The 22,857-nt window shown below is 45.1% G+C and carries 25 protein-coding genes; 21 read left to right on the top strand and 4 right to left on the bottom strand.

Annotated features, from left to right (window positions below; all coding sequences use genetic code 11):
* Positions 1-59 precede the first annotated feature (59 nt).
* The 8 genes from mutS to D2910_RS03425 all read left to right on the top strand — a co-directional run bounded on the left by mutS (position 60) and on the right by D2910_RS03425 (position 10,140).
* Positions 60-2,585, top strand: a complete 2,526-nt coding sequence (gene mutS / locus D2910_RS03460) for a DNA mismatch repair protein MutS (protein WP_117312406.1) — start codon at positions 60-62, stop codon at positions 2,583-2,585.
* A gap of 4 nt (positions 2,586-2,589) precedes the next feature.
* A complete protein-coding gene (gene mutL / locus D2910_RS03455) occupies positions 2,590-4,401 on the top strand; it encodes a DNA mismatch repair endonuclease MutL (RefSeq protein WP_117312405.1) in 1,812 nt (603 codons plus the stop codon).
* A gap of 15 nt (positions 4,402-4,416) precedes the next feature.
* A complete protein-coding gene (gene glpK, locus D2910_RS03450) occupies positions 4,417-5,910 on the top strand; it encodes a glycerol kinase GlpK (RefSeq protein ID WP_117312404.1) in 1,494 nt (497 codons plus the stop codon).
* Between the two features lie 12 nt (positions 5,911-5,922).
* The gene (locus D2910_RS03445) at positions 5,923-7,587 is read left to right on the top strand and encodes a glycerol-3-phosphate dehydrogenase/oxidase (protein WP_117312403.1); all 1,665 of its coding nucleotides are present in this window, start codon (positions 5,923-5,925) and stop codon (positions 7,585-7,587) included.
* Positions 7,584-8,504, top strand: coding sequence for an alpha/beta fold hydrolase (locus tag D2910_RS03440; RefSeq protein WP_117312402.1), 921 nt, complete (start codon positions 7,584-7,586; stop codon positions 8,502-8,504). Before D2910_RS03445 ends, D2910_RS03440 begins: the two co-directional genes overlap by 4 nt.
* The gene (miaA, locus tag D2910_RS03435; RefSeq protein WP_117312401.1) at positions 8,497-9,453 is read left to right on the top strand and encodes a tRNA (adenosine(37)-N6)-dimethylallyltransferase MiaA; all 957 of its coding nucleotides are present in this window, start codon (positions 8,497-8,499) and stop codon (positions 9,451-9,453) included. The genes D2910_RS03440 and miaA overlap by 8 nt, the downstream gene beginning before the upstream one ends.
* Before the next feature lie 10 nt (positions 9,454-9,463).
* Complete coding sequence (gene hfq, locus D2910_RS03430) at positions 9,464-9,688, top strand: RNA chaperone Hfq (protein WP_033544068.1); 225 nt, start codon at positions 9,464-9,466, stop codon at positions 9,686-9,688.
* Positions 9,689-9,840: 152 nt separating this feature from the next.
* Positions 9,841-10,140: a rhodanese-like domain-containing protein gene (locus D2910_RS03425; protein ID WP_117312400.1), complete on the top strand. Its 300-nt coding sequence runs from the start codon at positions 9,841-9,843 to the stop codon at positions 10,138-10,140.
* 51 nt (positions 10,141-10,191) lie between these two features.
* Here the strand turns inward: D2910_RS03425 and D2910_RS03420 are convergent, their stop codons facing one another.
* Complete coding sequence (locus D2910_RS03420; RefSeq protein ID WP_084245385.1) at positions 10,192-10,797, bottom strand: trimeric intracellular cation channel family protein; 606 nt, start codon at positions 10,795-10,797, stop codon at positions 10,192-10,194.
* 107 nt (positions 10,798-10,904) lie between these two features.
* Between D2910_RS03420 and D2910_RS03415 the strand changes: the two genes are divergently transcribed.
* From D2910_RS03415 to D2910_RS03395, 5 genes are all read left to right on the top strand, one after another.
* Complete coding sequence (locus D2910_RS03415; protein ID WP_117312399.1) at positions 10,905-12,137, top strand: methionine gamma-lyase family protein; 1,233 nt, start codon at positions 10,905-10,907, stop codon at positions 12,135-12,137.
* Positions 12,138-12,233: 96 nt separating this feature from the next.
* Positions 12,234-12,617, top strand: a complete 384-nt coding sequence (locus tag D2910_RS03410) for a MerR family transcriptional regulator (RefSeq protein ID WP_084245389.1) — start codon at positions 12,234-12,236, stop codon at positions 12,615-12,617.
* A gap of 39 nt (positions 12,618-12,656) precedes the next feature.
* Positions 12,657-13,991 (top strand): type I glutamate--ammonia ligase, encoded by a 1,335-nt coding sequence (gene glnA / locus D2910_RS03405; RefSeq protein WP_084245391.1) that lies wholly within the window; start codon positions 12,657-12,659, stop codon positions 13,989-13,991.
* A gap of 259 nt (positions 13,992-14,250) precedes the next feature.
* Complete coding sequence (locus D2910_RS03400; protein WP_084245393.1) at positions 14,251-15,072, top strand: STAS domain-containing protein; 822 nt, start codon at positions 14,251-14,253, stop codon at positions 15,070-15,072.
* 57 nt (positions 15,073-15,129) lie between these two features.
* The gene (locus tag D2910_RS03395; RefSeq protein WP_117312398.1) at positions 15,130-15,330 is read left to right on the top strand and encodes a hypothetical protein; all 201 of its coding nucleotides are present in this window, start codon (positions 15,130-15,132) and stop codon (positions 15,328-15,330) included.
* A 35-nt stretch (positions 15,331-15,365) separates the two neighbouring features.
* Here the strand turns inward: D2910_RS03395 and D2910_RS03390 are convergent, their stop codons facing one another.
* Positions 15,366-15,602, bottom strand: coding sequence for a hypothetical protein (locus D2910_RS03390; RefSeq protein WP_117312397.1), 237 nt, complete (start codon positions 15,600-15,602; stop codon positions 15,366-15,368).
* Between the two features lie 274 nt (positions 15,603-15,876).
* On the opposite strand from D2910_RS03390, the gene D2910_RS03385 reads away from it, so the two are divergent.
* The 3 genes from D2910_RS03385 to D2910_RS03375 all read left to right on the top strand — a co-directional run bounded on the left by D2910_RS03385 (position 15,877) and on the right by D2910_RS03375 (position 17,263).
* Positions 15,877-16,077 carry a hypothetical protein gene (locus D2910_RS03385; RefSeq protein WP_117312396.1) on the top strand — a complete coding sequence of 67 codons (201 nt, stop codon included), beginning with the start codon at positions 15,877-15,879 and terminating at the stop codon, positions 16,075-16,077.
* A 156-nt stretch (positions 16,078-16,233) separates the two neighbouring features.
* On the top strand, positions 16,234-16,428 hold the full coding sequence (locus D2910_RS03380; protein ID WP_084245401.1) for a hypothetical protein: 195 nt from the start codon (positions 16,234-16,236) through the stop codon (positions 16,426-16,428).
* Positions 16,429-16,522: 94 nt separating this feature from the next.
* On the top strand, positions 16,523-17,263 hold the full coding sequence (locus D2910_RS03375) for a class I SAM-dependent DNA methyltransferase (protein WP_101802871.1): 741 nt from the start codon (positions 16,523-16,525) through the stop codon (positions 17,261-17,263).
* A gap of 73 nt (positions 17,264-17,336) precedes the next feature.
* Here D2910_RS03375 and lexA read toward each other — a convergent pair whose 3' ends face one another.
* Positions 17,337-17,957 (bottom strand): transcriptional repressor LexA, encoded by a 621-nt coding sequence (lexA, locus tag D2910_RS03370; RefSeq protein ID WP_084245405.1) that lies wholly within the window; start codon positions 17,955-17,957, stop codon positions 17,337-17,339.
* Between the two features lie 162 nt (positions 17,958-18,119).
* On the opposite strand from lexA, the gene yneA reads away from it, so the two are divergent.
* From yneA to D2910_RS03345, 5 genes are all read left to right on the top strand, one after another.
* Positions 18,120-18,437: a cell division suppressor protein YneA gene (gene yneA / locus D2910_RS03365; protein ID WP_084245407.1), complete on the top strand. Its 318-nt coding sequence runs from the start codon at positions 18,120-18,122 to the stop codon at positions 18,435-18,437.
* Entirely contained in the window at positions 18,434-19,087 is a 654-nt protein-coding gene (locus D2910_RS03360) for a YneB family resolvase-like protein (protein ID WP_084245409.1), read from the top strand. Before yneA ends, D2910_RS03360 begins: the two co-directional genes overlap by 4 nt.
* Positions 19,088-19,144: 57 nt before the next feature.
* Entirely contained in the window at positions 19,145-19,378 is a 234-nt protein-coding gene (locus D2910_RS03355; protein ID WP_084246794.1) for a DUF896 domain-containing protein, read from the top strand.
* An 85-nt stretch (positions 19,379-19,463) separates the two neighbouring features.
* Entirely contained in the window at positions 19,464-21,464 is a 2,001-nt protein-coding gene (tkt, locus tag D2910_RS03350; RefSeq protein WP_084245411.1) for a transketolase, read from the top strand.
* A gap of 125 nt (positions 21,465-21,589) precedes the next feature.
* Positions 21,590-21,841 (top strand): YneF family protein, encoded by a 252-nt coding sequence (locus D2910_RS03345; protein ID WP_084245413.1) that lies wholly within the window; start codon positions 21,590-21,592, stop codon positions 21,839-21,841.
* A gap of 43 nt (positions 21,842-21,884) precedes the next feature.
* Here D2910_RS03345 and D2910_RS03340 read toward each other — a convergent pair whose 3' ends face one another.
* Positions 21,885-22,850, bottom strand: a complete 966-nt coding sequence (locus D2910_RS03340; RefSeq protein WP_101802874.1) for an alpha/beta hydrolase — start codon at positions 22,848-22,850, stop codon at positions 21,885-21,887.
* Positions 22,851-22,857 lie beyond the last annotated feature (7 nt).

Genomic DNA, 22,857 nt, shown 5'->3' with positions numbered 1-22,857 from the left:
CTACGTGTATTTTTGCTATAATGAAGAAACGAAGAATTGATTCCGAAAGAGGTTTTAAAATGGCGATTACACCAATGATGCAGCAATATCTACAGGTAAAAGCAGATTATCAGGACGCATTCCTTTTTTTCCGGCTTGGCGATTTTTATGAAATGTTTTTCGATGATGCTTTACAAGCATCCCAATTGCTTGAAATTACGTTGACCAGCAGGGGCGGCAATGGGGACGAACGTATTCCGATGTGCGGGGTTCCGCATCACGCCGCGAAAAATTATATAGATCAATTGATTGCGAAAGGCCATAAAGTGGCGATCTGTGAACAAGTGGAAGATCCGAAATTGACAAAAGGTGTCGTCAAGCGTGAAGTAGTGAGACTCATTACACCCGGCACCCATACTGAAGGCAAAAGTGTGGATTCGAAATCCAATCATTTTATTGCAGCGGCCGAAGAATTGCCGGGTGGCTTTTCATTGTCGTACATAGATATATCAACCGGGGAATCGACAGCCACATACATAATGGGGCAAGGTAAAGCGCTTCTCCAGGAATTACAGTCTCTCGGTATCCGTGAATTGGTGGTTTCCGATTCCCTGTTCCTGCTGCTGAACGAAGATGCGCAGGATTTGCTGTTATCAATCGAACCGATGGAATTTGTGTATGAACTGGATCGGTCTCTGATTCAGCACTGCCCTGCCGATCTTACCGGCAGCAGCCATCGCTTGCTGACATATATTGCACGTACCCAAAAACAATCGCTTGAGCATATACAGCCTTTTGTTTATAGCGAAGAAGGGCAATTGCTCAGCATAGATTTCCATTCGAAACGCAATCTGGAATTGCTGCAGTCAATCCGGGGCGGCGAAACGAAAGGGACATTATTATGGCTTTTGGATGAAACGGTAACCGCAATGGGAAGCCGGAAATTGAAGCAATGGCTTCATCAGCCGCTTGCCAACAGGAACCGTATCGAACTCCGCCAACAGATGGTGGAATCCCTTATTGAGCAATATTTCACTCGAGTGGAATTGCAGAATGCGCTGAAAGAAGTTTACGACCTTGAACGGCTGAGCGGGCGTGTCGCCTTTGGCAGCGCGAGCGGGCGTGATTTGGCGCAGCTGAGAAGCTCACTTGAGAAAGTGCCGGCAATCATCGAAGAACTGATGCAATCCGGCAATTCGCATTTAGCGGAATTCGCCGGTAAATTGGATCGCTGCGGCGAAGTTTGTGAACTGCTGGAAGCGATCAGTGACAATCCGCCATTATCGGCAAAAGAAGGCGGTGTCATCCGTGAAGGCTTCAATAGGCAATTGGATGAATTCCGGGATGCCTCGCGGAACGGCAAAGACTGGATAGCTCAGCTTGAACAGCAGGAGCGCCAGAAAACAGGCATAAAATCCTTGAAAATCGGTTATAACCGCATCTTTGGCTATTACATCGAGATTTCGAAGGCCAATATGCACTTGGCTGATTTGGAACGATACGAACGCAAACAGACATTAGCGAATGCCGAACGTTATATCACTCCGGAGTTGAAAGAAAAGGAGACGTTGATCCTGACAGCCGAAGAAGAAAGCCTGGATCTGGAATACCGGCTTTTTACAGTGATACGGGATGAAGTGAAACAGTATATTTCCCGCATCCAGCAGCTTGCATCGTCACTCAGTGCGCTTGATGTATTCCTCAGTTTTGCGGACGTAGCGGAAAAATACCGGTTCACGAAACCGGAGTTTACCGACAGCCGTGAAATCCGGATACTAGAAGGCCGGCATCCGGTTGTGGAGAAAATGCTGAACAGGCAGCATTATGTGCCGAATGATTGCGTAATGACTGAAGACAGCAATATGCTGTTGATTACAGGGCCCAATATGTCAGGTAAAAGTACATATATGCGCCAGGTGGCGTTGACGATAGTACTCGCGCAGGTCGGCAGTTATGTGCCCGCGGATTCAGCGGAATTGCCGATTGTTGATCAAATTTTCACACGGATCGGCGCTGCGGACGATCTTGTCTCAGGCCAAAGTACATTCATGGTCGAAATGCTCGAATCCCAGTACGCCATTACACATGCAACCGAACGCAGCCTGCTGCTGTTCGATGAAATCGGTCGGGGCACTTCAACTTACGATGGTATGGCACTGGCACAGTCAATGATCGAATACATCCATAAAAACATCGGGGCGAACACATTATTCTCTACGCATTATCATGAACTGACTGCGCTTGACCAATCACTTGAACGCTTGAATAACGTGCATGTTGCGGCGATGGAGCAATCCGGAAAAGTTGTATTCCTTCATAAAGTGAAGCAAGGTCCGGCTGACAAAAGCTATGGCATACATGTAGCCGAGCTGGCCAATCTGCCGCAGCAAATACTCACGCGAGCCCGGGAATTGCTGAAGAATTTTGAAGCGGAAAAGAAGCAGCAGACACAGCATATCGAACAATTATCGTTTTTTGATGAGCGTGATACAGATTCTGAAGAAGTGGTTCAAGCCATCACAGACGCTAAAATATCTTCGATGACACCGCTTGAAGCCTTGCAGATGATTAATGATCTGCAATTAAAGCTTAGCCGGAAGGAGTGATTCTATGGGAAAGATCCGCTTGATGGATGAACCCTTATCAAATAAGATTGCTGCGGGCGAGGTCGTTGAACGGCCAACTTCAGTAGTAAAGGAATTGGTGGAAAACGCCATTGATGCCGGCAGCAATGCGGTGGAGGTCCTGCTTGAAGAAGCTGGATTGACATCGATTCACATCATCGATAACGGAGCGGGAATGGACAGTGAAGATGCTTTGCTGTCTTTTTCCCGTCACGCGACCAGCAAAATTGCAAATGAGCACGACCTGTTCCGGATCCGGACACTCGGTTTCCGCGGTGAGGCGCTGGCGAGTATTGCCTCGGTGTCCAAAGTGACCTTACAGACTTCCGACGGTTCGGACGGAACTTTTGTCCACCTGGAAGGCGGTCGGATGATTGAAAGCCGACCAAATGCTTTGCGTCAGGGAACTGATATTAAAATCGAACAATTATTTTTCAACACACCTGCGCGGCTTAAATATATGAAAACATTGCAAACGGAACTCGGTCATACAATAGACCTGATGAACCGTTTCGCACTCAGCTACCCGTCAGTGGCTTTCAAATTGGTGCACGACGGCAAAACGATTCTGCAGACTTCCGGCAGCGGTGAAATTCGCCGGGTCCTGGCGGATATTTACGGGATTGCCATCGCGAAAAAAATGATTCCTTTTGAAGGGGAATCCCAGGATTATAAAATTTCCGGCTATACATCATTGCCGGAAATCACTCGCGCCAATAAAAATTACATCTCTTTATTCGTCAATGGCCGGTGGGTAAAACATTATGCCATCGCTACGACGGTCCACCGGGCTTATCATACATTCCTTCCGCTGGAACGCCAGCCGATAACCATGCTGAATATTGAAGGGGATCCTTATTTAACGGATGTCAATGTCCATCCGGCGAAACAGCAGATCCGCCTCAGCAAGGAAAAGGAATTGATGGAGCTGATCTATCAGACGATCCGTCAAGCCATCAGCTCTGCCGTGCGGGCTCCGGTCATCGATGAACCGAAACCGAAGAAACAGGCATCTGCCCCTTCGATGCAGATGGATCTTTGGAAAACTTCCACTACAGTTAACGAACAAAGGCCAGTTGAAAAACCAGTATTCCAAAAGGCTGAACCTCTGATCGAAAACACGTTATTGTCAGAACCTGATGTATTTCCGGAGCAGAATCCAGTAGAAAAGGAATATTCGCCTGAAGTTGAGGGAATAGAGGAAAGTCCGCAGTTTCCTGAACTGGAAGTGGTAGGTCAGATTCATGGCACATATATCGTCGCCCAAAGTTCAGACGGGTTTTATCTGATTGATCAGCACGCAGCACAGGAACGCATCAAATACGAATATTTCCGAGAGAGGGTCGGACAGGCAGACGCCATGGAAAGGCAGTCCCTGCTGTTGCCGCTGACATTCCATTATAGTCGGGATGAAGCGCTGAGGCTGCAGGAAAACCTGGAAAGCCTCGCGGAAACAGGCGTCTTTTTAGAAATCTTCGGTGATTCCTCTTTTATTGTGCGCGAGCACCCGACTTGGTTCCCTAAAGGTTTTGAACAGGAAATTGTCGAAGAACTGATTGAGCAGGTACTGAATGGCAGCCGTGCGGATGTAAAAAAATTACGTGAAGAAGCAGCAATCATGATGAGTTGCAAAAGGTCCATAAAAGCGAACCATTATCTGCAAAAACAGGATATGGAGCAATTGCTGGCAGATCTGAAAAAGGCAGAGCAGCCATTCACCTGTCCGCATGGCCGTCCGGTTATCATCCATTTCAGGACCTATGATGTAGAAAAGATGTTCAAGAGAGTTATGAATTAGAGGAGGTATGCTGGTTTGGAAAGCTATATCCTATCCATTGATCAAGGAACGACAAGCTCGCGCGCGATTCTTTTCAATAAGCAAGGTGAACTCGTCCATACATCTCAGAAAGAGTTCAGGCAATCCTATCCTAAACCGGGCTGGGTCGAGCATAATGCCAATGAAATCTGGGGATCGGTCTTATCTGTCCTGGCTGCGGCATTGACGGAAAGCGGTATTTTACAAACCCAGATTTCAGGCATCGGCATTACAAATCAGCGGGAGACGACCGTGGTATGGGATAAAAATACCGGCCAGCCGGTCTACCCCGCAATTGTATGGCAGTCGCGCCAGACCCAATCAATCATTGATGATTTGAAAAAAGAAGGATTGGAAGAATGGTTCCGTGATAAAACGGGCCTTCTGCTCGATCCGTATTTTTCAGGCACCAAAGTCAAATGGATACTCGACAATGTCGAAGGTGCCAGAGATGCAGCAGAAAAAGGTGATTTGCTGTTTGGAACGATCGATACGTGGCTGATCTGGAAAATGACAGATGGCAAAGTGCATGTCACAGACTATTCCAACGCTTCGAGAACTTTGCTGTATAATATCTTCGACTTAAAATGGGACGAGGAAATTTGCGGGAAACTCGGCATTCCGGTGGGGATGCTTCCGGAAGTGAAATCTTCTTCTGAAATTTACGGTGAAACAGATCCCAGTGTTTTCTTCGGACAGAAAGTACCGATCGCAGGCATCGCCGGGGATCAGCAAGCCGCGCTTTTCGGCCAGCACTGTGTAGAAAAGGGCATGGCTAAAAATACATACGGCACAGGCTGTTTCATGCTGATGAATACAGGGGAAGAGGCTGTGAAATCTGCCAATGGCCTGCTGACGACAATCGCATGGGGTCTGGACGGAAAAGTGGTCTATGCACTTGAAGGCAGTGTGTTTGTAGCGGGTTCTGCCATTCAATGGCTTCGGGACGGGTTGCGGATGCTGAAAAACGCCGCTGACTCCGAAGCATATGCCAAGCGGGTGCCATCGACCGACGGAGTCTATATAGTGCCCGCCTTTGTCGGTATGGGGACGCCTTACTGGGATTCTGAAGCCCGGGGTGCCGTATTCGGCCTGACAAGAGGCACGGAAAAAGAACATTTCATCCGGGCGACGCTGGAATCGCTGGCGTACCAGACGAAAGATGTGCTCGACTGCATGGAACAGGATTCCGGGACTGAGATCCAAATGCTGCGGGCTGACGGCGGTGCGGTTTCCAATGACTTCCTGATGCAATTTCAAAGTGATGTTCTGCAAAAAGATGTGGAACTTGCGAGGCTCAATGAAACAACGGCGCTTGGGGCAGCTTATCTGGCCGGTTTAGCAACAGGATTTTGGAAAAATCTAAACGATATAAAAGAATTGGATTCAACGAAGAAGATCTATAAACCGAAAATGGATGAAGCAAACAGGGACAATCTATACAAAGGGTGGAAAAAGGCGGTAGCCGCTACCCGGGAGTTCAGCAGATGAGGGGTGTATTAGATGTTTTCAGCCAAACTTCGCCAACAAAAAATTGAAGAATTAAATACTTATCAATTCGACCTGGTGGTAATCGGCGGCGGCATTACGGGAGCAGGAATCGCTCTGGATGCTGTATCGCGCGGGTTATCGGTTGCTCTGATTGAAAAGAATGATTTCGCTTCAGGCACATCGAGCAGATCAACCAAATTGATTCATGGCGGCCTCCGCTACCTGAAGCAATTTGAAGTGAAGATGGTGCGTGATGTTGGACGTGAACGGGAGGTCGTTTATGAAAACGCGGTGCATGTCACGGAACCGCAATGGATGCTTTTGCCGTTTCACAAAGGCGGAACATTCGGACCGTTGACCACTTCAGTCGGTCTCAGGGTCTATGATTATTTGGCCGGCGTCAAAAAAGGGGAGCGGCGCAAAATGCTGACAGCGGATGAAGCTTTGTCAAAAGAGCCGCTGCTCAAAAGTGAAGGTCTTCAAGGCGGCGGCTATTACGTCGAATACCGGACAGATGATGCGAGGCTTACACTTGAAATCCTGAAAAAAGCCGATGAACTGGGAGCTCTTTGCCTCAACTACGTAAAAGCGGAGGATTTCCTGTATAAAAACGGCAAGGTTTCCGGTGTGGAAGCGGTAGAGACAATCAATGGAACTAAAGTGGCTATTGAAGCGAAAAAAGTTGTGAATGCAGCTGGTCCGTGGGTGGATGATATACGGGACATCGATTCAACAGCTGCCGACAAGCAGATCCGTTTGACTAAGGGTGTCCATATCGTTGTCGACCGCCAGACTTTCCCGCTGCGCCAGCCTGTGTATTTTGATGCTCCGGATGGCAGGATGATTTTTGCGATTCCACGGGATGACAAAGCCTATATCGGCACGACAGATACCTTCTATGATGGAGATCCTGCAGAAGCGGCCGCTGCGGAAGAAGACGTAACGTATCTTTTGGATGCACTCCGCCATATGTTTCCGTCAACTTCTCTTGGACATTCAGATGTGGAATCCACCTGGGCAGGGGTCAGGCCGTTGATTTACGAAGAAGGCAAAGATCCATCTGAAATTTCCCGGAAAGATGAAGTGTGGGAATCAGAGAATGGATTAATTTCTATTGCTGGCGGCAAGCTGACGGGTTACCGCAAAATGGCTGAAGCCATAACTGACCGTGTAATAAAATCCTTGGAAAAAGACAGCCACAAGAAATTCGGGAAATCGGTCACCAAGAAATTGCCGCTTTCAGGCGGTGACTTCGGTGGCTCCAAAAACTTTCCCCGTTTTGTAAGTTCCATGGCGCTTCAGTCTGAACAATTTGGACTCGCACCCGAAGAGGGACGGATGTTCGCTCAATTCTTCGGAACCAATGCCGGAAAAGTATTCGAGCATTATTGGAAGCGTTCAGCAGAACCGCATAGGGATGGACTGCCGGATGTGTTGGCGGCTGTAGTGTCTTATGCAATGGAAGATGAAATGGCAGTCACACCAAGCGATTTCTTCATCAGACGTACAGGAGATCTGTATTTCCATATAGCAGACGTAATGAGATATAAAGAGCAGGTATTGGATTATATGGGTAAGCACTTGAATTACAGCGAAAAGCAAAAAGAGCGATACCGCAAAGAGTTGCTCGAAGAAATCGATAAAGCTACCCGCTTTGGGAGGGGAATGCCGCAGTGAAAATAACAAAGAATTTTATAAAAGCTTCAGACGGACATGAAATCTATTATGAATTATATATTCCGGAAAAGCCGACAGCCCACGTCCATATCATCCACGGGATGGCGGAACATATTGCGCGTTATGAGGAATTCATCCGGTTCTTGACGGACCGCGGATTTATCGTATCTGGCCATGACCAAAGAGGTCATGGCCGCACGGCGGAAAGAAATGGTGTGGAAGGCTTTTTTGCGGAACAAAATGGTTTTCAACGGGTGGTCGAAGATGCAGATGAAGTTATTACTGAAATCCAGCAGCAAATCGATGACTTGCCGCTCATTCTTCTCGGCCATAGCATGGGCTCATTCGTTGGACGACGCTATATTCAGCTATACAGCGACAAAGTTTCCCGCGCAGTGTTCTCAGGCACAGGCGGCAATCCGGGTGCAGCAGGGAAGATTGGTATTCTTGCAGCGACGTTGAATGGCAAATTGAATGGCAAGGATGAAAAAAGTAAAGCGATCGGTTCACTTGTTTTTGGTCCTTTCATCAAGGATTTCAAAGATGAAGGCTCGGCATTTGCCTGGCTGAGCAGGGATTCTTCTGAAGTTGCCAAGTATGAAGCGGATCCGATGAGCGGATTCGTTTCCACCAATCAATTTTTCGCCGACTTATTCAAAGGGATGCTGATGATCAACAGGAAAGAGGAAATAGCCAAAATCCGCCATGACCTGCCGATACTCCTGATCAGCGGATCCAATGATCCCGTAGGGCATAAAGGAAAAGACCTTTTCGCTGCCGCGGCGAAATATAAAAAAGCTGGAATCCATTCGATTAAAATATTCCTTGGGGAAGAGGCACGCCACGAACTTCTCCATGAAATTGACAAGAAGCGTTATTTTAATGTGCTTGCAGATTGGATGGCTTTAAATGATTGAAGTAATGGCCATTGTCGGTCCGACTGCGTCTGGAAAAACCGCTCTTGGCATTGAGCTTGCAAAAGCTTTCAATGGTGAGATAATCAATGGGGACTCCATACAGATCTACCGGGATATGTCGATAGGCACTGCTAAGGTGAAGCCGGAAGAAATGGCGGGAGTAACTCATCATCTGCTGGATATCAAAGATCCCGAAGAGCCATTTTCTGTTGCTGAATACCAGAAGCTGGTGCGTGATAAGATTTCAGAGATTAAACAGAAGGGTAAATTACCGATAATTGTCGGAGGAACCGGATTATATATTCAGGCTGTTTTATTCGACTACCGTTTTTCCGAATCTCAGGTGGATGAAAATTTAAGGAATGAACTCTATAACGAGCTGGAGGAATTCGGTCCGTTGCATATGCACGAAAAACTGATGCAGTTGGACCCTGAAACCGATATTCACCCGAACAATACGAGGCGCGTGGTCCGTGCGCTGGAAATCATTCTTGGCAGTGAACAAAAAGTGGACCGGTCACTGGCACTTGAACCGATGTACAATGAATTGATAGTGGGCATCGATATTCCAAGAGCTTTCTTATATGAGCGAATTGACAGAAGAGTTGATGCGATGATGGAGGAAGGCCTGATACGGGAAGTCGAAGCTCTTCGTGAACGGGGAATCAGGGATGTTCAGTCCATCCAAGCGATCGGCTATAAGGAGATTTATGCATATCTGGATGGGAAACTGGAATTCGACAGGGCCATTGAGCTGCTGAAAAAGAATTCCCGGAACTATGCGAAACGGCAGCTTACTTATTTTCGCAATAAACTTCCGGTATTCTGGATTGACGGCCGGGGTAACTTAGGGGATAATATTGAAAATATTCGACAGATTATGCAGGAAAACGATCGTGGACGTCGAATTGAGTTAATTGGTGAACAAAAACCAGAACAGGGGAAATAGGGGGATTTTCATGAAACCAGTAAATATCCAGGATGTCTATTTGAATCAGCTACGTAAAAATAATATTTTTGTTACGGTCTTTTTACTGAATGGCTTCCAGCTTAAAGGAACCATTAAATCTTATGATAATTTTACGGTGCTGGTTGAAACAGACGGCAAACAGCAATTGATCTACAAACATGCAATCTCTACGTTTTCACCCGCTAAAGCGGTTTCGATTGAACACCAGGAATAATCACCGAAAAGTGACTCAAGGGGCTGGGCCGCTGGAGTCTGGACAGAGAAAAGCAGGAAGCCGGCCATTTGTATGGCCGGCTTTTTAATTGACAGCAACTTGTCTAGCCTATAGGATTTTACTAGGAAACTAATGAGCCGGAGGTGTGTATTATGAAAAAAATAACGACTGATGAGTTGCAGAACCGTATTGAATCCGGTGAGCAATTGCGCATCGTCGACGTTCGTGAAGCCGATGAAGTGGCTGCTGGAATGATTCCAGGCGCCGTACATATTCCATTGGGGGAAATTGCCGACAGAGCAGGTGAATTTGAAAGCAGCCAGCCATATTATCTGGTTTGCCGATCAGGAGCACGCAGTGGCCGTGCGACAGAATTCCTGCAAGCTCAAGGGATTGACGTGACGAATGTTGAAGGCGGCATGCTAAACTGGAATGGCGAAACACAGGCTTGAAATAATTGTGCTATACAAAAATGCCGCCCGGTAAAAACCGGACGGCATTTTTTATGCAGAAGTAATCTTTCTTGAAGGCAAACGCCATTTATAAGTATAGGATAGAATACGCAGCGCTGTTATGACCGCGAACAGGATATACAGGAAAATATCATTCCTGATCAAATCCACACTGATCAACAAACCGGCCATTGCCGCCCAGACAGCATAAATTTCCGCTTTCAAAACTAATGGCTTTCTGCCGGCCAACATGTCCCTGATGATTCCGCCTCCGGAACCGGTAAGAACCGCCGCTACTACTACAGCGTACACCGGCAGATTTAATTCAACGGCGTACAATGCCCCTTGAACAGCGAAAGCCGATAAGCCGATTGCGTCAAAAAAATGGCCCCATCGGTTCCATTGCCCTAAAAGACGGTGAGGAAACAGGAATACCAGCGTGATTGACACCAGCGCGAGCTGAAACATCATTTCCTGTTCCCATAAAGCGGAAACAGGGACCCCGATTAAAAGGTTGCGGACGGCACCCCCGCCAAATGCTGTGACAACGCCAAGAAGATAGACGCCGAATATATCGTATTCCTCTTCCATAGCGATAATTGCACCAGATATAGCAAAAGCGATGGTACCAATCGCACTTAATACTTCCCAAGCCATTCAATTTCCCTCCCGCAATGTTCAACTCTATGAATTGTAGCAGAATTTGACGCAATTTCAAGCTAATGTCAATAATAGAACTAATAAAAGAAAGAATGGAGATTCCCATGCTGAATTACATAAAACAAATCGAACAGAAAATTCAAGCTCAATTAAGCCATGCTGATGATACCGCATTGCTCAACCAACAAAAAGTGCTGCAGGCTTTTCACAGCCAGAAAGTAAGCGACCACCATTTCAACCCGTCGACCGGCTATGGCTATGATGACGAAGGCCGGGATACATTGGAAAAAGTGTACGCGGAAGTTTTTAAAGCCGAAGCTGCATTGGTGCGCGCTCAGATTATTTCCGGAACTCATGCCATCACTATTTCCCTGTTCGGCATTCTCCGTCCGGGTGATGAACTCCTCTATATTACAGGTAAACCATATGACACACTCGAGTCCATTGTCAGCGGCGGCGATAAGGATACAGGATCGTTGCGCGACTTCGGCATCGGTTACAGCCATATCGATCTGGATTCAAACAATCAGCCAGACTGGAATAAAATCAAAGAGGCGGTCACAGACAAGACGAAAGTGTTCGCCATCCAGCGTTCCAGAGGCTATGATACCCGTCCTTCATTTACAGTGGATGAAATCGAGGCAATGATAGAGAAAGTCCGTGGCATTAAGAAGGATGCGATAGTTTTCGTGGATAATTGCTATGGAGAGTTTGTCGAGATGCGGGAACCTATTGAAGCTGGAGCGGACCTGATTGCCGGGTCGCTCATTAAAAATCCTGGGGGCGGACTGGCGAAAATTGGCGGCTATATTGCCGGTCGTCACGATTTAGTGGAAAAATGCGCTTATCGTATGACTTCGCCGGGTATAGGGGGAGAGGCAGGTGCGTCGCTTAACACGCTGCCGGATATGTACCAAGGCTTTTTCATGGCACCGCATATCGTTTCGCAGGCGCTGAAAGGCGCAATTTTTACAGCGGCGCTCCTTGAAGAGTCGGGAATGGCTACGACTCCGCATTACAAAGACAAACGCACTGATCTGATTCAATCCGTGTCATTTGAAACAGCGGAGCAGATGATTGCATTCTGCCGCACCATTCAGGCAAACTCGCCAGTAAACGCACAATTCCTGCCGGAAGCTGCTTATATGCCAGGCTATGAAGACGATGTCATCATGGCTGCCGGAACTTTCGTTCAGGGGTCCAGCATCGAATTGACAGCAGATGGTCCCATCCGTCCGCCTTATACTGCTTTTATACAAGGTGGATTAACTTATGAACATGTTAGAATTGCAGTGGTTAACGCAGTGGAAGATTTGAGAAAGAAACAATTACTGTAAGTGGAATTTTTATGTAAGATTATATAACATAAGTTTGACAGGAAACCTAACATCTTTTATACTTATAAATGAAGTACAAGTAAAAGGGTGAACAATATGACGAATCGCGTCCGTCGGACTATGCCGATTTTGCCGATCAGCATAGTGATGCAGCTGACAGATTTAACTGCCCGTCAAATCCGCTACTATGAAGAACACGGATTGATCAGCCCGGCCCGGACAGATGGCAATAAGCGCATGTTTTCGCTGAATGATGTCGATGTCCTCCTTGAAATCAAAGATTTCCTGGATCAGGGCCTTAACATCGCAGGCATTAAAAAAATGTTTGAATTGAAAAACCAGCCGCAGAATGTCATGGCTGAACCCAAAGCGATCAGCGATGATGACTTGCGCAGGATTTTCAGGGAAGAAATGATGCCTGGGAAACCTCATGACAGACACGGACTCAGACAAGGTGATCTATCCCGGTTCTATCATTAGAAGCGGGTCATACAAAACTTATAGGAGAGTGAAAAGAGCATGGGCAAGTATTCAAAAGAAGACATTCAAAGGTTAGTAAAAGAAGAGGATGTAAACTTTATCCGCCTTCAATTCACCGATATTCTTGGAGTTATTAAAAACGTTGAAATTCCAACATCACAACTTGAAAAAGCATTGGACAATAAAATGATGTTCGACGGATCTTCAATCGACGGATTTGTCCGCATTGAAGAATCGGATATGTATCTGTTCCCTGACCTGGACACGTGGGTGGTATTCCCATGGATCACCGGTAAAGGGAAAGTGGCACGTTTAATCTGTGATATTTACAATGCGGATGGAACGCCTTTCGCAGGAGATCCCCGCACCAACCTTAAACGCATTTTGAAAGAGATGGAAGAACTTGGATTCACTCACTTTAATCTCGGGCCAGAACCGGAATTCTTCCTGTTTAAACTGGACGAAAGAGGAGAACCTTCTCTTGAATTGAATGACCACGGTGGATATTTTGACCTTGCGCCGATGGACCTTGGTGAAAACTGCCGACGTGACATCGTACTTGAACTCGAGGAAATGGGCTTTGAAATTGAAGCTTCCCACCACGAAGTGGCACCTGGCCAGCACGAAATCGATTTCAAATACGCAGACGCTATCAAAGCATGTGATGATATCCAGACGTTCAAGCTGGTTGTAAAAACAATTGCCAGAAAACACGGCCTGCATGCGACATTCATGCCGAAACCGTTATTCGGTGTCAATGGTTCAGGCATGCATATGAACGTATCATTGTTCAACGGCAAAGAGAATGCTTTCCTTGATGAAGATGGCGACATGAAGTTAAGTGATACGGCATTCCAGTTCATGGCAGGGATCCTTGAGCATGCTCAAGGCTTTACAGCTGTAACGAACCCGACAGTGAACAGTTATAAACGTTTGGTTCCCGGGTATGAAGCTCCTTGCTACGTAGCTTGGTCAGGGCAGAACCGCAGTCCGCTAATCCGCATCCCGGCCTCACGCGGCCTTTCAACTCGTGTTGAGGTGAGATCAGTCGACCCTGCTGCAAACCCTTATCTTGCAATGGCTGTTCTTTTGGGTGCAGGTCTTGATGGGATCAAACGCAAACTGACTCCACCTAAACCGGTTGACCGCAACATCTATGCGATGAACAAAAAAGAGCGCCAGGCTGTAGGAATTGAAGATTTGCCGGGCACTTTATATGCAGCATTGCAGGAATTGCAATCTGATGAAGTTATGGTGAAATCTTTAGGGGAGCATATTCTGAAGAACTTCGTGGAAGCGAAGGAAATCGAATGGGATATGTTCAGAACTACTGTACACCCTTGGGAACGCGAACAGTATTTGAAAATGTATTAATATTAAGTCCGAAAACCGCCGAAGCATTTCGCTTCGGCGGTTTTTATTTTTGCTGGAAGGGTATAACACCTCTAGGTGCATATAGTTGCAGCCTATTCTCCAGGAATTCGGATTAATAAAATATGCAGGATTTCTGCAAAATAAATCTTGATGCTATTTCAAAAGGAATATTGTATTGTAACTTATAAGGGGATTTGGATAACATTCCATGTCTCTTTCCTCACAGTAAAAAGAATTCATGACAAAAAGGGGTAAAGGCATGCTAATAAATAAGGAGCTCCATCAATTTCTGTGCAGTAAGACAGATGAACTGACTGAAGAGTGGTACGCCACACTTGATAAAAATAAAAAAGGGGTCTATGGCTCGACAGATCCGGCTGAAGTGAAAAAGCTCCGTGAGCAGAATCATGGCTTCCATGTGCATTTTTGTTCGATGTTCGAGAAAGAAGAAGCCGATTTCCTGATCGAATTTGATGAATGGATTGCCGAAGTCACCAATGACGATGCACATCTTGATACACCGCTCCCGTCGGTGATTGAAGAGTTCTTCCGTACCCAGATCCAGTATCTGGATCTTGTGGGACAATACACTGTTGCCAATAAAGATAAGGTTACACTTGAACAAGTGGCAGTTTGGAACAAAGCGATAGTGGAAACGATAAGCAAAATCATCCAGGAATATACGGTGAAGAGCACGGAAGCGGCCAGCCGCCGCTGGAAGAAGCAAGAAGATCTGATGGATCAGATCAGTGCACCTGTCATCCGTCTTTCCGAAAACACCGCATTACTTCCGTTAGTGGGGGAAATCAATTCTTCCCGGTCGGAAATGATGTTCGAAAACGCTATGACTCAAGCAACGAATTTTTCGATCAGTAAGTTATTCATTGATATTTCAGGAGTGGCTGTAATTGATACCATGGTTGCGAATCAGATCTTCCAGATGATCAGCGGGCTGAAACTGATCGGTGTCGAGACAGCGTTATCCGGTATAAGCCCTGTCATTGCGAAAACTGCTGTAGAACTGGGAATTGATTTTAAGGACATTCAAGTATATAGTACTTTACCGCAAGCATTAAAATAATGAAGACATTAATTGTCATATAAAAGATCTGATTTGCTGACATAGGAGGAATGGACGGTGTTTGGCAGCTGGAAGGAATTTAAATTGTTATTCAATCAGGGAGACAATGCTTCAGATGCATGTATTTCCTGCGGGGAGGAAGATTTTGATTTGCTGTGTAAAGAGAAGAGCGATGACGAAACTTTACTTGCCATTTTTATCTGTAAAAATTGCGGCATGCAAAAAAAGATGGAATACGGAGAACTGGAAGTGAATTAGAAAAAGCACGGCATCTGTGTGCCGTGCTTTTGTATTTAAATTTGAGCTATTGTTTGGCTGGTTTTTTCGTGAATCCATTCAGCGGCTGATTCGGCTGATTCGAAAGTAATGACATTATCGGTTAAGGAAGAACTTATTACGAAATGTACATTTTCCGCCTGGTAATGGACTGTAAAATTTTCTGTTGCTCCATTGCTGAATGTTTCCGAAATGGATGCTGTTCCAAAATAACGCATTGTCTCAAGTGTTTTGATGATGTACTCAATTGACAAAATAAAAGCCCCTTTCCTTATATGGAAAGTGACTAAGAAAAGTCTCTAGGAATCCATAAACTCATTTATTGAATATCATCATTGTACCATAAAATGGTTAAAAATACTAACAGTTCATTCTAACAGGGTTGTGTAAAAAGCAGTGCAAAAATAAAAAATTGCAGATTAGGTTAGAAATCAATATTTGTTGGGTATAATGATATATGCCATAAATTTTAATAACTCGTACTGAATCTTCTTTAGAGCTAAGGAGGATTTTGTGGGAGGTGATTAAATGGGCAAAATCCAAGGAATAGAAAATCTGCTCGTTTATTTGGATTCAGTGGGGTACCCGCTGACGGAACAGCAGATCAATGAATTCTTATTGGCAAGAAAGATCCCTCATAGTAAGCCGTACGGCAATATGATTGTGTTTGACCGGGCCCATATTCAATGGTGGGTGGACATGCAAAGAAAAACCGATTCATTATTCTAATATGGTTTGAGCCTGGAACCTCGAAGCTGCCTGAAATGCAGGGCAGTATCGGGGTTTCTTGTATACAGATATGTTTTTCGGTCCAAATTCGGTTCGACAGTCCACTTATGATAAACTGAGTAGTGAGATGTTATGAGACGACAGGAGGCAATACTTATGAAAAATTTTCAGATTGATTTTTATTTTGACCAAGGGAACACACTGACACATACTGTTAAAGCTACAAGCAAAGATTCTGCATTGAGCGGTATACCGACAAACGGTACATATGAATTCCGTGATGACAATGATAAGAATGTTTACCGCATCACGATAAATATGGTGAAATATATCATCGTATCTGAATTATGATTCCTTTGAAACGCTGCTTCCCGCAGCGTTTTTTGCTGGAGTGGAAATATACAGGTAAATTTAAAATTGATGACATGTGAAAGAGGGATGCAAAATGGAATATAGAGGATCACTTGCGTATGAGGAACAGGATTTTCTGGAAAGCTATTTAAAAAGGCGTTCACGTCCGGACAGTCCGAACAATGCAATCGAAGGGCCGATCATCAATGGATTCATGAATGACTTAAAAGATGCACATATATTGGACTTAGGCTGCGGGGATGGAAGGTACGGAAAAGAACTTCTGAAAAAAGGAGCAAAAGCTTATACAGGGGTTGAAGGTTCTGCAGCCATGGTAAATTTGGCAAAAACAAATCTTTACGGCACCCGGGCCGAAGTTTTTCACAGATCGATGGAAAAGTTTGAATACCCGGAAATGGCCTACGAGATTGTTATTTCAAGAATGGCTCTTCATTATATAGAAGATCTTGATGAAGTATTCAAATCAATTGCCAAAACGTTGAAAGAAGGGGCCAGATTCATATTCAGTGTACAGCATCCGGTAACGACTGCATCATTCAAAAGCAAGAGCGGTGGAGAAAGAAGGAATGATTGGGTAGTTGACAACTATTTCGAACAAGGCGCCCGAAATGAGCCGTGGATCGGAAAGAATGTGGTGAAATACCACCGGACAATTGAAAATTATTTTTCTTCCCTGATTTCAGCCGGCTTCCATATACATTCCCTGAAAGAAGGACAGCCTGAAAAAGCTAACTTTACGGATCCAGGGGAATTTGAAAGGCGTAAACGAATTCCGGTTATACTGGTCTTTTCCTGCAGCAAAGGAGAAAGCTGAGCTTAAAGAAATTAAAATCATTATGGATAAAGGAAAGAGCCAAAGGCGGCATGCCTTTGGCTCTTTCTGTATATTATTGGATCTGACGGTAAACGCCTACAACTTTGCCTAAAATGGATACACTTTCAACAATGATTGGATCCATTGAAGAATTTTCAGGCTGTAAGCGGAAATAATTGTCTTCCCGGAAGAAACGTTTGACAGTTGCTTCGTCTTCTTCAGTCATCGCTACAACTATGTCGCCGTTATTTGCAGTTTGCTGCTGCTTGACGATGACATAGTCGCCGTTGAGAATGCCAGCTTCAATCATACTCTCACCCATGATTTCAAGCATGAAGATGTGATCATCATCAGTACCATAGGATTGAGGAAGAGGGAAATACTCTTCAACGTTTTCAATAGCTGTGATTGGCTGCCCTGCGGTTACTTTACCGATTAACGGTACGTGCAGCACCGGGCTTTTGTCGATAAGCGCTTCATCAGTGGATATAACTTCGATCGCTCTTGGTTTTGTCGGGTCACGGCGGATAAGCCCTTTGCTTTCAAGTCTTGCCAAATGGCCATGGACTGTAGAACTGGATGCCAGACCAACTGCCTCGCCGATTTCACGGACGGAGGGTGGATAACCCTTTTCACGCACTTCATCTTTGATGAAAGTCAAGATATCTTCCTGGCGTTTCGATACTTTCTTCAACAGTTTCACCTCTTTTATTTAAACTTCTTATTTTCTACTTTTATTATATCAACTTGGGCAATGAAATGCAAACATAGGTTCGAATTTCGCCTTGACAAAAACACGTGTTCGCATTATTATAAGAACATACATTCCGAACACATATTCTAGGAGGAGATTTCAATGGCTTACATTCGTAGAAATTCATTTGTTTTCCTATTCTTCACTTTGGTACTTATCCTTTCATTTTATTCAGCACTCTCCCATAATAGTGAAGAGGCCCATATGGTCCAGCTTAAAATCGAACAAGGGGACACCTTATGGACGCTTGCCGATGAATACAGCGGCAATATACCACATCACGAATGGATTGATGGAATTATGAAAGAAAATAAATTGAATGCACCGGTCATTACAGCAGGACAGACTCTGAAAATTCCTGATGAGCATCTGGATTATGTGCCGGACGGGACTTATAAATTGGCGAGTGATTCCGAATGAAGAAAAAAGCTTTCATTTATTGCCGTGTGAGCACGGATAAAGAAGCACAGGAAACATCGCTCGACCGCCAGGAAGAGGAACTTTTGAAATTTGCGTTCGAGCAGGGCTATTTAGTGGAGCGAATTTTTCGTGATCAACACAGCGGTTATGAAATGGACAGGGATGGATTGCTGGAGATGCTTAACAGCATCAAGACAGAGAAGTTGGATGCTGTCTTTGTCCAGGATGAAACACGTCTTGGCAGAGGACACGCCAGGATTGCGCTTCTTCATGTCATGAAAAAATATGGGGTTGAAGTATATACCTTGTCGGACAAAGGGCAGATTGCCTTGAATGATATGGATGATATGGTGCTGGAAATATTGGCCATCGTTGAAGAATACCAACGGAAAATACATAATGCCAAGATTAAACGTGGCATGAGGCGGGCGGTCGAAAACGGCTACAAGCCAGAGAAGAATCTGAAAGGAAAAGGCAATCCGCAGGGCAGGGAAAGACTGGAATTGCCTTTGGATCAGATTGTCAGCCTGAAAAACAGCGGGCTGACATTCCATGAGATTGCTGTTACCCTTGAGGGCTTCGGCTATAAGGCCAGTAAAGCTACTGTGCACAGACGGTACAGAGAGTTTCAGAAACTATCGCAAAACTAAATTCTTGCAACTGCCTTTCAATTTTTATACCATATGAAGGGAGAAAGGCGGATGTATATGTTAATACCTGAAAAAATGAATCGAATAAATGAACTTGCCAAAAAGTCAAAAACTGATGGCTTATCAATAGAAGAGGCCAAGGAACAAAGTGCATTAAGGCAGGAATATTTGCAGACGTTCCGCAAGACGATGAGAGGCACTATTGAAAACGTTACAGTAATAGATCCGAACGGAAATGATGTGACTCCGGAAAAGGTCAAAAATAACCGGGAGAATAAGTATTTGAATTAATACTTATTCTCTTTTTCGTTGTATTCTTTTCTATTGTTGACTAAACTAGAAAGGAGTAAATTTTTGTATCAGAGAGGATGTTACGATGTCGAACCATACAGATCAACTAGCAGTAACAACAATTCGCACACTATCCATCGATGCGATTGAAAAAGCGAATTCAGGCCATCCTGGCTTGCCGATGGGCGCAGCTCCAATGGCATATACTTTGTGGACGAAACACATGAACCATAACCCGAAAAATCCTGAGTGGTTCAACCGTGACCGTTTTGTCTTATCAGCAGGACACGGCTCGATGCTTCTATACAGCTTGCTTCATTTAAGTGGCTACGGACTTGAAATGGACGAGATCAAGAATTTCCGTCAATGGGATTCTAAAACTCCAGGACATCCTGAATATCACCACACAGTGGGAGTAGAAGCAACAACAGGTCCTCTTGGACAAGGAATTGGTATGGCTGTTGGTATGGCTATGGCAGAAAAACATTTAGCCGCCACTTATAATAAAGGCGAAATGAATGTGGTGGATCATCATACATTCGCGTTATGCGGAGACGGAGATTTGATGGAAGGCGTTGCTGGCGAAGCGATTTCACTGGCTGGCCACTTGAAGCTCAACAAATTAGTTGTTCTTTATGACAGCAATGATATTTCACTTGACGGAGATCTCAGCATGAGTTTTTCTGAAGACATCCGTAAGCGTTTCGAATCATATGGATGGAATTATCTTCGAGTGGAAGATGGCAATGAATTGGATGATTTGTCAGAGAAGATCGCAAAAGCTAAACAATCTTCCGACAAACCGACTTTGATTGAAGTGAAGACTGTCATCGGTTACGGTGCACCTAATAAATCCGGTAAAGCCGATGCGCACGGTGCTCCACTGGGCGAAGACGAGATGAAACTTGTAAAGGAATATTACGAGTGGACTTTCGACCAGGATTTCCATGTACCGGAAGAAGTATACGAAACTTTCGAAAAAGCGACCGATGAGCTTGGCGGCAAAGCGGAAGCTGAATGGAATAAATTATTCGAACAATACGAATCAGAACATCCGGAATTGGCTGCGCAGTTAAAAGCTGCCATCCAAGGTGATCTTCCAGAAGACTTTGAAGCGGAATTCCCTGAATATGAAGTCGGCAAGAAACAGGCGACACGTTCATCATCAGGCGACATGGTCAACGCAATCGCTAAAACAGTTCCTTCATTCTTCGGCGGAAGTGCTGATTTGGCCGGTTCTAACAAAACGAATATCAAAGATGGCGGCGATTTTGACGCTGAAAATCCATCAGGTCGCAATATCTGGTTCGGTGTCCGTGAATTTGCAATGGGAACTGCTTTGAATGGTATGGCGCTGCATGGAGGATTACACGTCTTCGGCGGTACTTTCTTCGTATTCAGTGACTACGTCCGTCCGGCAATCCGTTTATCAGCATTGATGGGCTTGCCTGTCACATACGTATTTACACACGACAGTGTTGCTGTTGGAGAAGACGGACCGACGCATGAACCTGTTGAGCATTTGGCATCTCTTCGCGCAATGCCGAATCTGAACGTGATCCGTCCGGCTGATGCCAATGAAACGAAACAGGCATGGAAGTTGGCTCTTACGGCTAAATCACATCCTACGCTGCTGGTCCTTTCCCGTCAGGATCTCCCTGTACTGGAGCAGACTGGTGAACTTTCGGCTGCAGGCGTTGAAAAAGGTGCTTATGTAATTTCAGGCGCTGAGAATCCACAGGCTTTATTGCTTGCGACAGGATCAGAAGTGAGCCTTGCTGTTGAAGCGCAAAAACAATTGGCGGAAGAAGGGATTACTGTATCCGTTGTTTCAATGCCATCGTGGGATCGCTTCGAGAAGCAGGATAAGGAATACAAACAATCCGTTATCCCGCCAACTGTCAAGAAACGTCTTGCTATTGAAATGGGCTCATCTTTTGGATGGGATCGTTACACTGGGGATGAAGGCGATGTCCTGGCGATTGACCGTTTCGGAGCAAGTGCTCCAGGTCAGCGCATTATGGAAGAGTTCGGTTTCACTCCGGAAAATGTAGCAGCCAAAGTCAAAATGTTGATCAATGAATAATAAGTTGCGGGAGCGAATATGCTCCCGCTTTTTCTTTTTTTCTTGTTATGGTCAGTGAGCTTGTTTTATAGTATAATTTTCTGGGTGTACTATTATATTTAAGCAACACGAGGGAGGTAATAATTTTGGATACATGGATCTGGATCGTAATCGTGATTTTCGCTTTGCTCGCAGGTGTTGCTCTTGGATTCTTCATCGCACGTCGTTACATGATGAAATATCTGCAAGACAATCCACCGATTAACGAAGAAATGCTCCGCATCATGATGATGCAAATGGGACAAAAACCGTCTCAGAAGAAAATCAATCAAATGATGACTCAAATGAATAAAGCGTCTACTAAGCCTGATAAAAAAGTTAAAACGGCTAAAAAATAAAAAGCACTCAGCTGAGTGCTTTTTTTGTTTGGATTTTATTGTTTTATTTCAACGCTGCCGTAAGGGCGCTGTCCTTATTCTTTCCTGCAGGATTGACTCCATGATTGTTAAGGAATTCAGAGACCGTTTCTTTGTATTCCACCGGATTCTCATTGAAAGACTGGGCATGGGCACCTTTATCAAACAACTTCAAAGATTTCGGCCCTTTTTTAATCCCGTGCATTTCGATGCTCATTTCAGGTAGGACGAAATCATCAGGCAAGCTGTGGATGAAAAGGACGGGCTTTTCGATCAATTTGACCGCTTCACGGGGTGAAACTGTACTGATATGATAGCCATCCCGTAATTTCATGAAAAAGCCGGCAAGTTTCAAAGCAAGCGGCGTCTTGAGCGGTGTGGTTGTTTGCATCACATGAAGGATCTGTTCAGAAATGTCTGAGTAGCCGCAATCGGAAATATAAAAAGCGGCATCATCACGCATCCCTCCATAAAGCAGTGTTGTGGCGGCTCCCATGGATTCGCCATGGATGCCGAAAACCAGCTTTGGACCGACATGCTCTTTGAGCATATCGACCACCGCTTTCAGATCAAACTTCTCATAATGTCCAAAACTGGTCGTTTTGCCGCCTGAACCTCCGTGGCGCCTATGGTCATAGACCACTGAATTGTAACCCAGCTCCTCGAACATGCGAGCGTATTTGAATGAGTTCACTTTCGTTTCGGTAACCCCATGGCAGATGATGACATAATGATCAGTGTCGTGGGGTTCAAGGAAAATAGCATGTACGTTGTAGCCGTTTTCCGACTCGATCCATCGTTCTTCTTTCTTTACATTGGCATACCAAACTTCATCGTAACGCTTGGCTGAGGTTTCACGCTCCAGTATCAGCTCTTCGTCCTTTTTCTTAACATACATAAGCCGATTGCTGGCAAGGATTCCTGCAGCAGTCGCCAATAGTGTAAAAGTGCTGGATATTGCCGCTGATACTTGAAGAATTCGTCTTCTCATAGCCAAA

The organism is Planomicrobium okeanokoites (genome assembly GCF_003428875.1).
In the GTDB taxonomy this organism is placed as follows: Bacteria; Bacillota; Bacilli; order Bacillales_A; family Planococcaceae; genus Planococcus; species Planococcus okeanokoites.
Note: the sequence above shows the minus strand (reverse complement) of the source record. Positions and strands in the feature narration are given on the sequence as shown.